We start from the raw sequence: 13,516 nt of genomic DNA on the forward strand, positions 1-13,516 counted from the left end.
AAGGGGCGGTCCGCCGTGGCGGACCGCCCCTTTTCCTGCGTACGTCAGATCCGGTTGCCGGTGGCGGCGTTGAAGACGTGGCTGCGGCCCTGGCGCGGCTTGACGAACACGGTGTCACCCATGTTCGGCATGCTGCGCCGGTCGGTGCGGACGACGAAGCGCTCGGAGTTGCCGCCGAGCGCGGCGTGGCCGTAGACGTTGGCGTCGGAGCCCAGGTCCTCGACCAGCTCGACCACGACCGGCATGCCGCCCTCGCTCGGGCTGACCAGGTCGCAGTCCTCCGGGCGGAAGCCGACGGTCACCTTGCCGTCGCCACCCTCGGCGCGGGCCGCCTCGACCTGCTCACGGGTCAGCGGCACGTGCATCTCGGCGAACTCCGCGCCCTGCTCGGTCAGCGGCACGGTCTTGATGTTCATGGCGGGGGAGCCCATGAAGCCGGCGACGAAGACGTTGGCCGGGGTGTCGTAGAGCGCCCGCGGGGTGTCCACCTGCTGGAGCACGCCGTCGAGCATGACCGCGACCCGGTGACCCATGGTCATGGCCTCGACCTGGTCGTGGGTGACGTAGACCGTGGTGACCCCGAGCTTGGCCTGGAGCGAGGCGATCTGCGTACGGGTCTGCACCCGCAGCTTGGCGTCGAGGTTCGACAGCGGCTCGTCCATGAGGAAGACCTGCGGCTCGCGGACGATCGCGCGGCCCATGGCGACGCGCTGGCGCTGACCGCCGGAGAGCGCCTTCGGCTTGCGGTTGAGGAAGTCCTCCAGCTGGAGCAGCGCGGCCGCCTCCTTGACCCGACGGTCGATCTCCGACTTCGAGGTCTTGCGCAGCTTGAGGGCGAACGCCATGTTCTCGTACACCGTCATGTGCGGGTAGAGGGCGTAGTTCTGGAAGACCATCGCGATGTCGCGGGCCTTCGGCGGCAGGTGGGTGACGTCGCGGTCGTCGATGAAGATCGCGCCGTCGTCGACGTCCTCGAGACCGGCGAGCATCCGGAGGCTGGTGGACTTGCCGCAACCCGACGGGCCGACCAGGACGAGGAACTCCCCGTCACCGATCTGGAGGTCGAGCTGGTTGACGGCGGGGCGATCGGTGCCCGGGTAGATCCGGGACGCCTTCGCGTAGGTGACCGTAGCCATGGTGGAGCGCTTCCTTTCACCGGCAGGAACGTGCCGGACGATCCGAGTGAAGGAGCGACCGGCACCCAGGGTGCCGGCCAACGGTCCGTCACCCGAGCAGCCGAGGCCGTCCGGAGTGTCGTCCGTGTCACTGCACGGTAAACGGGTTTTGCGACCCTGCCAAGACGAGGGACGCGGGGTGGGACGGACGGCATACGCATTCCGGTCACACGGGCACGGTGAGGCATCAATCCCCGGGGTGCTCGAGCCGGGCGGGCGTCGATCCGTCGGTACCGGGGACGGGAAATTGACGTTTTCCGTGCTCGGGAGCCCTGCCGAGCGGGATTTTCGGACTTTGGTCGCTATGCTGACCACGACACCACGCGCCCCTGTAGCTCAGCTGGCCAGAGCACTCGCCTTGTAAGCGAGATGTCGCCGGTTCGATCCCGGCCGGGGGCTCCAATTCCGCCGGGCGGTTCGAGGTTTCGGTCGCCGCGAACCGGCGGATGACAGCAACGGCGACAGTGACGAGGGGCCCCGGTGCGAACCGGGGCCCCTCGGTGTGTCCGGGTACGGACCGCGGTTCTAGGACTGCGGCAGCAGGCCGACGTCGACCGCCGTCCTCATTCCCGAGCCGGTTCAGCTCCAGTTCTGCGGGGCCGGCTGCCGGGTGGTGGCGTTGATCCGGTTGAAGAAGTTGGTGGTGGCGATCCAGAGCACCAGCGCGGCCAGCTCCTTCTCCCCGAAGTGCCGGGCCGCCTCGTTCCAGATCCCGTCCGGCACCGCGTCGCTGCGGTCGGCGAGCCGGGTGGCGGCCTCGGCCAGGGCGAGCGCGGCCCGTTCGGCCTCGGTGAAGTACGGCGTCTCCCGCCAGGCGGCCACCGCGAAGAGCCGCTCCTCGGTCTCGCCGTTCTTCCGGGCGCTGCGCGCCCCGGAGTCGACGCAGGCGCTGCACCCGTTGATCTGGCTGGCCCGCAGGTGGACCAGCTCCAGGGTGCTGCCAGGGACGCCGGCCGAGTGGGCCGCCTTGTAGAGGAGATTGATCCCCTTCACCGCGTCGGGGAGCAGCGCGGCCGAGTTCTGGATGCGGGGTTCGAGCGTCATTTTCATCCATCCTGTCCTGTTACGCTGGCCGGCGTTCGTCGCCGCCGCTGTTGTCGTCCGTCACCGGGATGTCGAGGTCCGGAGCGGTGACGTGACAGATGTGACGGCGATCACTCAAAGGTCGCGGGGGATGGCGGGATCGTGAGCGGTACCGAGGTGTTGGCCGAGCGTTTCGAGGAACAGCGGCCCCGGCTGCGCGCCGTCGCCCACCGGATGCTCGGCTCCGTGGCCGAGGCCGACGACGCCGTGCAGGACACCTGGCTGCGGCTCAGCCGCGCCGACGTCGACGCCATCGACAACCTGCCGGGCTGGCTGACCACCACGGTCGGGCGCGTCTGCCTGGACCGGCTGCGCTCCGGCAGCACCCGGCACGAGGAGGCCACCGACACGGCCGGGGAGGAGTCCGCCGCCGAGCCGGCCGGCGGACGCGACCCGGAGCAGGAGGCGCTGCTCGCCGATGCGGTCGGTCAGGCGCTCGAGGTCGTGCTGACCACCCTCGGCCCCACCGAGCGCCTGGTGTTCGTGCTGCACGACATGTTCGCCGTCTCCTTCGACGAGATCGCGCCGGTGGTCGACCGCAGCGCCCCGGCCGTACGACAGATGGCCAGCCGGGCCCGGCGCCGGGTGCAGAGCCGCTCGGCCGACCCGGTCACCGACCCTGCCCGCCAGCGCCGGGTCGTCGAGGCGTTCCTCGCCGCCTCCCGGGAAGGTCGCTTCGAGGACCTGGTCAGCCTGCTCGACCCGTACGTGGTGCTGCGCGGCGACGCCGCCGCCGTCCGGATGGGCGGGGCCGGCGAGGTACGCGGGGCGTCCGCCGTGGCCGACTTCTTCAACGGCCGTGCCCAGGCGGCGGTGCCGGCGTACGTCGACGGGGCGGCGGGCGCCGTGGTCGTCGCGGGCGGGCAGACCCGCCTCGTGCTCAGCTTCACCGTCACCGACCGGATCATCGGCATCGAGGTGGTGGCCGACCCCGAGCAGGTGCGCACCCTCGACGTGGTGGTGGACGGGTGAGCCGGGCCGTCGAGGAGTCCAACCGGGCGATGCTGCGCGCCCGGGACGCCATGGACCGGGCGTACGCCGAGCCGTTGGACATTCCGGCGCTGGCCCGGATCGCGCACGTCTCCGAGGCACACTTCATCCGTACCTTCCGGGCCACCTTCGGCGAGACCCCGCACCGCTACCTGCAACGCCGGCGGGTCGAGCGGGCCATGTCGATGCTGCTGGAGACCGGCAGGGACGTCACCGACATCTGTTACGCGGTCGGCTTCGGCAGCCTCGGCACGTTCAGCCGCACCTTCCGGCAGATCGTCGGGGAGTCGCCCAGCGACTTCCGCCGGCGCCGGTCGGTCGCCGCCGCCAACGTGCCGAGCTGCTTCGCCAAGGCCTGGACCAGACCCAGCAGTTTTGGATAAGCAGCAGGTCAGCGGCGGGCCGTAGCGTCGTCGGCATGACGATGAACTCGATTTCCCGCTCCCAGATCTACGTGCTCGACCAGGACGAGGCGCTCGACTTCTACGTGGGCAAGCTCGGCCTGGAGGTCAACACCGACCAGGACCTCGGCTTCATGCGCTGGCTCACGGTGAACGTCCCGGGCGACCCGGAGCACGAGATCCTGCTGGAGAAGCCGGGGCCGCCGGCGCTCGACCCGGCCACCGCCGAGCAGGTGCGGGAGCTGCTGACCAAGGGCGCGATGGGTGGCTGGCTCTGCCTCACCACCGACGACGCCCACAAGACGTACGAGGAACTGGTGGCCAAGGGCGTGGACATCACCGACGAGCCGACCGAGCGGCCGTACGGGATCGACTTCGGCATCCGCGACCCGTTCGGCAACCGGATCCGCATCGGCCAGATGTTCCCGCGCCGCTGAGGCGCTCACCCGGGGCAGCTGCGGGGGCAGCCGGGGTCGGGAGGCGCGGGCTAGGCTCGCGTCTTCCGATCATGGCGAGGTGACGAGTGGCGAGCCGACTTCTCTACCTGGTCCGGCACGGTGAGCAGGACAGAGCGGAGGAGGGCGGGGACACCGGCCTCTCGGCGCGGGGGCGGCGGCAGGCCGAACTGCTCGCCGCCCGGCTGCGCGGGGCACCCTTCGTGGCCGTCCACCACGGACCCGCGCGGCGGGCCGTGGAGACCGCCGAGCTGGTCGCCGCCGCCCTGCCCGGCGTCCCCGTGCACTGCGCGGAGAGCGTCGGCGACCACCTGCCGCACGACACCGATCCGGCCGGCCTGCCCCCGGCGTACGCGGAGTTCCTGGCCGGGTTCGACGAGCGGGAGCGGGCCGACGGGCCACGCCGTACGGCGGAGGCGGTGGCCCGGTTCGCGACGGCGCCGGCGGAGGGTGACGTCCGCGAGCTGGTGATCACCCACAACTTCCTGATCGCCTGGCTGGTGCGGCACGCGCTGGAGGCGCCGGAGCGGCGCTGGCTGGGCCTCAACCACCACAACTGCGGCCTGACCGTCCTCCGCTACCGCGACGGGGTCCCGCCCACTCTGATCGCCCACAACGACGTCGCCCACCTCCCGCCCGACCTGCGCGCCACCGGCCTGCCGGCGGACTACCTTCTCTAGCCACCTGTTTCCCGGAAAGAGTGGCCGTCAGCGCACCGATGGCCACTCTTTCCGCGAATCTGCGTGCTGGTCGGCGGGGGCGGGTGCCGGGGCGGGTCAGCCGGTGGCGCGGTTGAGCAGGTCGACCACCGCCCCGGTGGCGGCGGGCGGGGTGGCCTGCGGCGGGCAGTCCACGTAGCCGGTCGTCGTCCGGCCGACGGTGAGCCGGTAGGTGAAGGCGTCCGCGCACATGGTGGCCGCGGCGGTGGCGGTGGCCTCGGCGGCCAGCCGGGGGTCGGTGGCGAGCTGCCGCAGCCGGTCCAGGTCCGCGGCGGTGAGCTGGCCGGTACGGGCGGCGCCGGACCGGTCGACCCTGGTCCAGTGGCCGTCCGTCCGCACGGTCACGGTGTCCTGCCGCCCGGCGATGCCCCCCGACGTGGTCAGCACCACCTGGCTCGGCAGGGTGGCGGCGTCGGTCGCGGTGGCGGGGGTGGCGCCACCGTCGGCCTGCGCGCACGCGGTGGTGGTGAGCAGCGCGGCGATGGTGGCCGCCACGACAGGGGTTGTCCTCATGCCGATCGGACGCACGGCGAGGCCGGGTGGTTCCGACCACCGTGCGTCGCCTCGTCCGAACGGACAGTGTCGCCGGCAGGAAAGCGCCCTCCTCTTTCACGTTCTTCGATGTATCGCTATATCTACATCAGTGACTACCCCCGTCACAACTTTCTCTCAGGAGGGCACGTGAAGAGATCCCTCGCCGCCGTCAGCGCAGCGTTGCTCACCAGCGGCGCGCTGACCTGCGTCACCACCACGGCGCACGCGGCAACCCCCAGCGCCCCCGTCTCGGAATCCGCCGCCGCAGCTCGGGCGGACAGCCTGCTCCAGGCCAACCCCGGTGCCGTCCAGGGCGCCAGCGGGGAGGCGTACCAGGCCGTCCGCACGAAGGTGGACCCGTCCGGGGCCGCACACACCCGGTACACCCGGACCTACCACGGCCTGCGCGTCTACGGTGGTGACTTCGTCATCCACACCGCCCCGGACGGCACCATGACCGGCACCTCGTCCGGCCTGGCCGCCCCGCTCACCCTGAGCACCGCCGCCAAGGTCGGCGCGGCCGCCGCCAAGGCGACCGCACGGCAGGCCTTCTCCGGCACGCTCACCTCGGTGGGCAGCCCGGAGCTCTTCGTCGACGCCAGCTCCGGAAAGGGCCGCCTGGCCTGGGAGACCGTCGCCTCCGGGTGGCAGCCGGACCGGCAGACCCCGTCGAAGTTGCACGTCATCACCGACGCCAGCACCGGCAAGGTGATCGGCTCGTACGACGAGATCGAGGCGGTGGCCGGCACCGGCAACAGCATCTATTCCGGCACGGTCAGCATCGACACCACGCTCTCCGGCAGCACCTACCAGATGATCGACCCGTCGCACGGCAACGGCTCGACCTGCGACATGAATAACGGCACGTCGACCTGCACCACCTTCACCGACGCCGACAACACCTGGGGCAACGGCACCAACTCCAACCGGCAGTCGGCGGCGGTGGACGCGCACTTCGGTGCCGCCAAGACGTTCGACTACTTCAAGAACGTGCACGCCCGCAACGGCATCTTCGGCAACGGCACCGGCGTGCCGAGCCGGGTGCACTACGGCAACAACTACGTCAACGCCTTCTGGGACGGCTCCCGGATGACCTACGGCGACGGCTCCAGCAACGCCCGCCCGCTGGTCTCGCTGGACGTGGCCGGGCACGAGATGAGCCACGGCGTCACCGAGAACGTGGTCCCCGGCGGCCTGACCTACTCCGGTGAGTCCGGCGGCCTCAACGAGGCCACCAGCGACATCTTCGGCTCGATGGTCGAGTTCTACGCCAACACCACCGCCGACCCGGGCGACTACGACATCGGCGAGAAGATCAACATCAACGGCAACGGCACGCCGCTGCGCTACATGTACAACCCCGGTCTGGACGGCTCGTCGCACACCTGCTGGTCGACCACCACCAAGAACGTCGACGTGCACTACTCGTCCGGCCCGGCCAACCACTTCTTCTTCAACCTCGCCGAGGGCACCGGCGCCACGCCGTACGGCACCTCGCCGGTCTGCGGCTCGGCCCCGGCCGTGACCGGCATCGGTCGCGCCAAGGCGGAGAAGATCTGGTTCCGGGCGCTCGACGTCTACTTCACCTCGAACACCTCGTACGTCAACACCACCACCCCGTCGAACACCGCCCGCGCGTACACCCTCAAGGCGGCGACCGACCTGTACGGCAACTGCTCCACCGAGTACAAGACCGTGCAGGCGGCGTGGACCGCGGTGAACGTGGCCGGTTCCGACGCTCCCTGCGGCTCGACCGGTAACGACTTCTCCGTCTCGCTCTCGCCGACCTCCGGCTCGGTGACCGCGGGCGGCTCGGTCTCCACCACCGTCGCCACCGCCACCACCAGCGGGACCGCGCAGACCGTGACCTTCTCCGCGTCCGGCCTGCCGAGCGGCGCCACCGCGTCGTTCAACCCGTCCTCGGTGACCTCGGGCGCCTCGTCCACCCTCACCATCAGCACCACGGCGAGCACCCCGGCCGGCACCTACTCGGTGACCGTCACCGGCACCGGCTCGGTGAGCCACTCGGCGACGTACACCCTGACCGTGAACGGCACCGGCGGTGGCTGCACCGGGGCCGGGCAGAAGCTGGGCAACCCCGGCTTCGAGTCGGGTAACACCGTCTGGGCGTCCACCTCGGGCGTCATCGGCCAGTACGGTTCCAGTGGCCAGCCGCCGCGCTCCGGCACCTGGAACGCCTGGCTGGACGGCTATGGCACCACCCACACCGACACCCTGTCCCAGGCGGTGAGCCTGCCCAGCGGCTGCACCTCCTACAACTTCACCTTCTGGCTGCACATTGACAGCTCCGAGAGCACCACGAGCGTCCAGTACGACAAGCTCACCGTGCAGGTGCTCAACTCCTCCGGCACGGTGCTGGCGACGCTGGCCACCTACTCCAACCTGAACAAGGCCGCCGGCTACACCCAGCGGTCCTTCTCCCTGGCCGCCTACGCCGGCCAGACCGTCACCCTGAGGTTCACCGGCACCGAGGACATCTCCCTGCAGACGTCCTTCGTCATCGACGACACCGCGGTCAACGTCTCCTGACGTAGCCGCCCGACCCCGGGGCCCGGCGGCCACCTCACGCGGGTGGTCCCCGGGCCCCGCCGTTATGGTCGGCGCGAGGGAGAGACGGCGGCCCGAAGATCACAAACAAGACCGGCGCCAAGCGGGAACCGGTTCTAGCCAGCCAGCCCGTACGCGCGGATCATCGTCTGGTCGACCGCGTTACCGGCGAGGTCCGTCGCCGTGGCCCGCAGTGAGACGTAACCGCCGGTGGCGGGGTGGGTGAGGCTAGCCGTCCAGCGGTCACCGGTACGCGCCAGGCTGACCGGTTGCCACGTCGCGCCGTCGTCGAACGATGCGGACAGGGTCAGCGACTCGATCTGCTGAGCCGGTTCCGATCCGCTCTGCTCCACTGACACGTCGAAGGTGAACGGAGCCTCAGCCGGCGCCCGGTTGAGGTTGTCCAGCCCCAGGTCATACCGGACCGCAAGCAGGGGCAGGGACGCTGCCTGGTCGAGGTGGGCTGAGGTGAACGTCCACACGGCTCGTTGCCGGGTGGACAGCGATGACCAGGGCGCGTCCCGGATCGCCTCGGTGGTGAGGACGTACTGCAATTCCTCGCTGGGCACAGGGAATTCCCCGAAGGCGGTGCGATTGGTGCTGCCCAGGATTGTGCCATCCGCCAGGGACAGGGTGGTCGTGCCGGTGGTGGCTGGATAGTCCGCAGCGAAGTTGGCGGTCGGGCCGCCATTGCGTGCGCCGGCGTCGGCGTACGCGGGAATTCCGAACCGGAGGACGTCCCCGTCGCGTTCCGCTGGCCAGAATGCGTACGGGTTGCTGGAGCGGGTGACGGTGGGACCAAGCGGTGCTCGGCCGAAGGTCACGGCGTACGGACCGGCGGTGGGAAAGGTCCGTTCGGTGATGAAGTAGTCGCCGCCCGCCGTCTCCGTGCAGTCTGCCGGCAGGATCCGCGCCGTCGGGCTCCACAGCACATTCGTGCCAGGGGTGAAGTACGCCTCATACGTCGCGGGGACTGGGCCAGCGGTGACCGAGGTGCCGAGGCCGATGGGCAGGTCCGGGTCGTAGCCCTGTGCGCCGATCCGGCCGCAGGCCGTCTGGCCTTGGCCGTTGACCTGCATGGTGACTGCCGCGAGCGCGGTCGTCTGTGCGGTGAAGGCTGGCTGCGGGGGGATCCCGTTGGTGGACTCGAACGTCAGGTGGTAAATGTACGGGCTTGTCGACGCGCCATTCCTGGTGAGGGCCGTGTACACGTTGAGATCGAGGCCGGGGACCTGGTTGGTCGGCTGGACGTAGATGCCCCCCGGGTAGTCGAAGTCCGCGGCGTACCAGATCAGCTCCCCTGGGGTGCGTTGGGTGACCTGTACGGTCCCCCCGGCCAGCTGCGCGTCCGCACGGTCTGTGCTCGCCGTCACCCGCGCCGTGCCGCGGGCGTCCAGCGTGGTCTGGGTGCTACCGACCACGGGCACCTGCGCCTGCATGGGCATGCTCAGCGATAGCTGACCGTTGGCCTCGGGCGTCTCGACGAATGCCTGGACCAGGTACGTCCCCGGCGTCAGGCGGGCGCTCCCCTGACCGTTGGTCAGCGGTACTCCCGTCAACGCGCCGGTGGCCAGGTCGAAGGCGAGGGCATAGCTGGCGTGTTCGGTTTTGGGTCTTGCTCCGAATCGGTCCCGCACGGACACGACCAGCGTGGCGCTGCCGGTGTCGCCGACCGGCGGCGCGGTCGCCGACTGTGGGAGCGTGGACCGCCCCGGATGCCAGTGGCGAGGCTCGGACTGGTTGCCATTGCGAGAGAGCGGCCGCTGCGCGGACTTGCCGGCTGGTGCGGTCGGGACGGGTTGGATTGTCGGGGTCGTCGCCGGTGCGGCTGTCGCCGGTGCGGTGACGGTGGTCAGCAGGCTACCGAACAGGGCGGCCAGCACGACGGAAGCCTTCGTTCGACGCATGTCACTCGCCCTTCGGTCGGTTGGCGCCACAGTCGGCGGTCTGCGCATGCGGCCCGGCGGGCGGTGGCGCGTCCACGACTTCGGTGCCCAGCAGGGCGTCGGATTCGATCACCGCGTCGGCGGGGTAGCCCATTCGCGGGTTGGCTGCCGTGGTGATGGTGCGGCTGCCCAGGTACTGGTAGGTCTTCCGGTCGAAGACCAGCTGCACCTGGGTGCCGTTGGTAGGCAGTTCCCGGGCCACCGCGACTCCGGTACGTCCGGCCGCGTCGGTCGCGCCGGGCACGAGTCGTACGTCCGTCTGCTCGGCCATGAGGGTGTACACCGCCGCGCGCAGCTTCGCCGGAGCGGCCGGAGCCTGCGCCAGGGCGGTCAGCATCTCCCAGGTGGTCTCGCCTCGCCGGACCGGATCAGCCAGATCCTGCGGGGTGCTCGTTTTCCGCACCTCCTCGTCGACCAGGGTCCGTAGCTGACCAGGATCGGTCGGCAACCCGCGCAGATAGGCGTACGAGGGCGCGCGCATGTCCGGCGCACAATCGGCGACTCGGACCTCGATGTCGGGGAACCGCCGCGCCGCTGGAGGCAGGCTGTGACCGGGCAACGGCCGAGGCGCCGAGTACGACAGCCGCAGCAGCCCATCGCCGTCGGCGTTGGCTGACTCCCATCTCTCCTGCCTGCTGTCCACCAGCCACGTAGGGTCGCCGCCGACCGCCCGCTCCGGGGGTGCCGGAGGTGAACCGCTGCCCGCCGACCCAGATGACGGACTACCGCTCGCGGGCGCCCCCGGGCCACCGACGGTGGTCGTGGCGGTCCGCAGATAGCTGACGTGGACGAACTGGTCGTCGCGGGCGGTGAGGTCGGCGGCGGCGGCGACCAGTGCGGCGTCGCGGAGGACGTCGGCCGGGGCGGCAACGGTGCCCGGCGCCTCTTCCGGCACACCCGCGTCGGGTGAGGCGAGGGTGATTACGGCGACCCCGGCGGCAAGTCCGCCAGCAAGCGCGCCACTCACCGCGAGTTGCCACCACCGGCCGCTACGGCGGGCGCGGACCAGGTGCGGTCGAATGCTACGTGCCGTCTCGTCGGCGATCACCGCGTCCAACCGGGCACGGCCGCGCGCCTCCACCTCGGGTGTCGGCGGCGGCACCGACCGTACGGTGGCCAGCAGATCAAGCTCGTTCATTGCGGAACTCCTTGCCGGAGAAGACTTCCTGGGTGGGATTGGTGTCGCCCAGCGCCTCGCGGAGCTGGCGGCGGGCCCGGTGAAGCCGGGACGCGACCGTGCCAACCGGTACGCCGAGCGCGGCGGCGGCCTCCGTCTGGGAGAGCTCGGCCCAAGCCACGAGCAGCAATGTGTCCCGGTCGCGGGCACTGAGCCGGCCGAGCGCGGCGGCGAGCCGACCGCGTACGGCCGACGCCGCTGCCCGGGCGACGAGGCGCTCGTCGGAGGCGTCCGACGGCGGTTCGGCGGACATCCGCGCCAGGGCGCGATAGCCACGTACCTCGGCCCGGCGATGCCGCTTGATCAGGTGGGTGGTGATGCCGTACAGCCACGCCCGAATCGATCCTCGGGCTGGGTCGTACCGGCCGCGCTGACTGAACGCGATGAGGAAGACCTCGGCGGCCAGATCATCGGCCGTCCCGTCGACTCGACGCGCCGCGTACCGGTGCAGCTCGCCGAAGTAACGATCATAGAGCTCGGCGAACGCCTCCGGATCGGTCCGCGAGCGCCGCAGCGTCTCGGCGTCGCGGTGTTCGGCGGACAGACGCAGCTCCCCACCTGGCGTGTCGTCGGTGGAGAGGATCATGTGGGGGTATCGATCATGGGTGGCCCTTCCGAGGGTGCGGGCGAAAACGGTTGACGTACCTACTTGCCCGCAGCCCTAAATGATCTTCACGGCTGTCGCCGACATGCCACCGACCGAGGCGTTCGTCGCGCACCGTGACCTGCCGGTGCACGAGGGTTTCCCCGGTTCAGGTCCCGCCGCCGGAGCACGCCGAGCGTCCAGTTCAATACGGGAGCGATTCGCATGGAGGCGGACCGGGAGCATGCGGTCCTGCCGCGGTTGGGGCGGTTGAAGACGCACGAGCCGACCCGTAAGCTCACCCGGCGGCTGGAGGCCGGAACAGCCCGGATCCTGTCCGCGACGGTGCACGGGGGAGAGATGTCGGACGCGGAGCTGACCGTGACGGTGACCGGCCCGGTGGCGACCGTGGTGATCCGGAACCCGGCCCGCCGCAACGCGATGACCCCGGCCATGTGGCGGCAGCTCCCGCTGCTGCTCGACGGCCTGGAGGCCGACCCCGCCGTGCACGCCCTGGTGCTCACCGGCGCCGACGGCACGTTCTGCGCCGGTGCCGACCTCGGCGACCTGGACGAGTTGCTGGAGGCCGGGGAGGGCAGCATCGCGGTCGCCGCCGAGGAACGGCTGGCCGGGTTCGCCAAGCCCACCGTCGCCGCGATCCAGGGCGCCTGCGTCGGCGGTGGGTGCCAGCTCGCCGTCGCCTGCGACCTGCGGCTGGCCGCCGAGGACGCCCGGTTCGGCGTACCCCCGGCGAAGCTGGGACTGGTCTACCCCGCGCCGACCACCCGCCGGCTGGCCCGGCTGGTCGGGCCGTCCGCCGCCAAGCACCTGCTGTTCACCAGCGAACTGGTCGACGCCGGACGGGCGCTGCGGATCGGCCTGGTCGACGAGGTGCTCCCCGCGGACGGGCTGGCCGGCCGGGTGGTGGCGGTGACCGCTGCCATCGCCGAGCGCTCCCGGCTCACCCTCGCGGCGGCCAAGGAGATCATCGACGGCCGGGCCGACGACGACCGGGTCGCCTGGTGGCACGGGCAGGTCCGGGCCAGCGGCGAGGCCCGCGAGGGGGTGGCGGCGGCCAACGAGCGCCGACCGCCCCGCTTCACCTGGACCCCACCCGCCGCCGGCTGACCGCCGGGGAGGGACCGGCGGGCGCCGCGCCGGAGGCGTACCCCCGACGCGGCCCCCTGTGCCCGCCGGTCGGCCGTCACCGCCCCGCCATCGCGGCCCAGCTCGGCGTCACCGGCTCGCGCCGCAGCGGCATGCCCGCCTCGGCCGGCGTCCGGTCGCCCTTGCGCTGGTTGCAGGCGTAGCAGGCGGCGGTGGTGTTCTTCCAGGTGTTCCGGCCGCCGCGCGAGCGGGGCAGGATGTGGTCGACCGTGCTGGCCGGGCCGTCGCAGTACGCGCAGCGCCGGCCGTCGCGGCGCAGCACCCCGCCCCGGGACCAGGCCGGCCCGGCGCTGAACCGCCAGCGGGTGACCACGTACTGGACGAGGCGGACCACGCGCGGCATCGGGAACACGCCGATGACCTGGTCCGGCTCGGCCTCGTGGATCTCGGCGACCCGCCGGCAGAGCATCCGGATCGCGTGCTGGACGGTGACCCGGTGCAGCGGGCCGAGGTCGGCGTTGATGACGAGGACGGCGTCCACCGGGCTCTCCCTTCACGATCGGTGGTACGAAAACGAAAAACCGCCCGGGTCCACGGGACCGGGCGGCGGTGGGGACGGACGCGGACACGCGTCAGTCGGGCCACCCGGTGCGGGGACCTTCGGCTCGGCAACCATCGGCGGGCAGCATCGACAACACGCACCTGACGTGCGACAACGACATGGCATGCTCCCGGCGGGCTGGTTGACCTTGCGCGGATCACGGTAGGGCGGGGTCCC

Annotated in this window: 13 protein-coding genes and 1 tRNA gene; 7 read left to right on the plus strand and 7 right to left on the minus strand. The window is 71.3% G+C overall.

Going from position 1 to position 13,516, the window contains the following annotated elements:
- Positions 1-44 precede the first annotated feature (44 nt).
- Positions 45-1,136, minus strand: a complete 1,092-nt coding sequence (locus ACGFI9_RS15605) for an ABC transporter ATP-binding protein (protein WP_393178642.1) — start codon at positions 1,134-1,136, stop codon at positions 45-47.
- A gap of 364 nt (positions 1,137-1,500) precedes the next feature.
- On the opposite strand from ACGFI9_RS15605, the gene ACGFI9_RS15610 reads away from it, so the two are divergent.
- Positions 1,501-1,577, plus strand: a tRNA-Thr gene (locus tag ACGFI9_RS15610).
- Positions 1,578-1,754: 177 nt separating this feature from the next.
- Here the strand turns inward: ACGFI9_RS15610 and ACGFI9_RS15615 are convergent.
- A complete protein-coding gene (locus ACGFI9_RS15615; protein WP_393178643.1) occupies positions 1,755-2,219 on the minus strand; it encodes a carboxymuconolactone decarboxylase family protein in 465 nt (154 codons plus the stop codon).
- Positions 2,220-2,360: 141 nt separating this feature from the next.
- Between ACGFI9_RS15615 and ACGFI9_RS15620 the strand changes: the two genes are divergently transcribed.
- The 4 genes from ACGFI9_RS15620 (at position 2,361) to ACGFI9_RS15635 (ending at position 4,784) form a co-directional block, all read left to right on the plus strand.
- Positions 2,361-3,230, plus strand: a complete 870-nt coding sequence (locus tag ACGFI9_RS15620; RefSeq protein WP_393178644.1) for a sigma-70 family RNA polymerase sigma factor — start codon at positions 2,361-2,363, stop codon at positions 3,228-3,230.
- Positions 3,227-3,631 (plus strand): helix-turn-helix domain-containing protein, encoded by a 405-nt coding sequence (locus ACGFI9_RS15625; RefSeq protein WP_393178645.1) that lies wholly within the window; start codon positions 3,227-3,229, stop codon positions 3,629-3,631. The genes ACGFI9_RS15620 and ACGFI9_RS15625 overlap by 4 nt, the downstream gene beginning before the upstream one ends.
- A 35-nt stretch (positions 3,632-3,666) precedes the next feature.
- Positions 3,667-4,086, plus strand: a complete 420-nt coding sequence (locus ACGFI9_RS15630) for a VOC family protein (RefSeq protein WP_393178646.1) — start codon at positions 3,667-3,669, stop codon at positions 4,084-4,086.
- Between the two features lie 86 nt (positions 4,087-4,172).
- Complete coding sequence (locus tag ACGFI9_RS15635) at positions 4,173-4,784, plus strand: histidine phosphatase family protein (protein ID WP_393178647.1); 612 nt, start codon at positions 4,173-4,175, stop codon at positions 4,782-4,784.
- A 96-nt stretch (positions 4,785-4,880) separates the two neighbouring features.
- Here ACGFI9_RS15635 and ACGFI9_RS15640 read toward each other — a convergent pair whose 3' ends face one another.
- Positions 4,881-5,318 carry a protealysin inhibitor emfourin gene (locus tag ACGFI9_RS15640; RefSeq protein WP_393178648.1) on the minus strand — a complete coding sequence of 146 codons (438 nt, stop codon included), beginning with the start codon at positions 5,316-5,318 and terminating at the stop codon, positions 4,881-4,883.
- 186 nt (positions 5,319-5,504) lie between these two features.
- Here ACGFI9_RS15640 and ACGFI9_RS15645 point away from each other — a divergent pair, with 186 nt between their 5' ends.
- Positions 5,505-7,907: a M4 family metallopeptidase gene (locus ACGFI9_RS15645; RefSeq protein WP_393178649.1), complete on the plus strand. Its 2,403-nt coding sequence runs from the start codon at positions 5,505-5,507 to the stop codon at positions 7,905-7,907.
- Between the two features lie 134 nt (positions 7,908-8,041).
- Here the strand turns inward: ACGFI9_RS15645 and ACGFI9_RS15650 are convergent, their stop codons facing one another.
- Genes ACGFI9_RS15650 through ACGFI9_RS15660 form a run of 3 tightly spaced genes read right to left on the minus strand, consistent with a single transcriptional unit; the run spans position 8,042 to position 11,634 of the window.
- Positions 8,042-9,808: a hypothetical protein gene (locus ACGFI9_RS15650; protein ID WP_393178650.1), complete on the minus strand. Its 1,767-nt coding sequence runs from the start codon at positions 9,806-9,808 to the stop codon at positions 8,042-8,044.
- Between the two features lie 25 nt (positions 9,809-9,833).
- Positions 9,834-11,009, minus strand: coding sequence for a CU044_5270 family protein (locus ACGFI9_RS15655; protein ID WP_393178651.1), 1,176 nt, complete (start codon positions 11,007-11,009; stop codon positions 9,834-9,836).
- Complete coding sequence (locus ACGFI9_RS15660; RefSeq protein WP_393178652.1) at positions 10,996-11,634, minus strand: RNA polymerase sigma factor; 639 nt, start codon at positions 11,632-11,634, stop codon at positions 10,996-10,998. The genes ACGFI9_RS15655 and ACGFI9_RS15660 overlap by 14 nt, the downstream gene beginning before the upstream one ends.
- A 357-nt stretch (positions 11,635-11,991) precedes the next feature.
- Here ACGFI9_RS15660 and ACGFI9_RS15665 point away from each other — a divergent pair, with 357 nt between their 5' ends.
- Positions 11,992-12,759, plus strand: a complete 768-nt coding sequence (locus ACGFI9_RS15665) for an enoyl-CoA hydratase/isomerase family protein (RefSeq protein WP_393178900.1) — start codon at positions 11,992-11,994, stop codon at positions 12,757-12,759.
- Positions 12,760-12,835: 76 nt separating this feature from the next.
- Here ACGFI9_RS15665 and ACGFI9_RS15670 read toward each other — a convergent pair whose 3' ends face one another.
- Positions 12,836-13,279: an HNH endonuclease gene (locus ACGFI9_RS15670; protein WP_393178653.1), complete on the minus strand. Its 444-nt coding sequence runs from the start codon at positions 13,277-13,279 to the stop codon at positions 12,836-12,838.
- Positions 13,280-13,516 lie beyond the last annotated feature (237 nt).

This window comes from Micromonospora sp. NPDC048930, from assembly GCF_043197935.1.
In the GTDB taxonomy this organism is placed as follows: Bacteria; Actinomycetota; Actinomycetes; order Mycobacteriales; family Micromonosporaceae; genus Micromonospora.

Excerpts from the sequence above, each read along its gene's own strand:
- ACGFI9_RS15605 (WP_393178642.1), bottom strand. The coding sequence starts at position 1,136 with ATGGCTACGGTCACCTACGCGAAGGCGTCCCGGATCTACCCGGGCACC.
- ACGFI9_RS15615 (WP_393178643.1), bottom strand. The coding sequence starts at position 2,219 with ATGACGCTCGAACCCCGCATCCAGAACTCGGCCGCGCTGCTCCCCGAC.
- ACGFI9_RS15630 (WP_393178646.1), top strand. The coding sequence starts at position 3,667 with ATGACGATGAACTCGATTTCCCGCTCCCAGATCTACGTGCTCGACCAG.
- ACGFI9_RS15655 (WP_393178651.1), bottom strand. The coding sequence starts at position 11,009 with ATGAACGAGCTTGATCTGCTGGCCACCGTACGGTCGGTGCCGCCGCCG.
- ACGFI9_RS15660 (WP_393178652.1), bottom strand. The coding sequence starts at position 11,634 with ATGATCCTCTCCACCGACGACACGCCAGGTGGGGAGCTGCGTCTGTCC.
- ACGFI9_RS15665 (WP_393178900.1), top strand. The coding sequence starts at position 11,992 with ATGTCGGACGCGGAGCTGACCGTGACGGTGACCGGCCCGGTGGCGACC.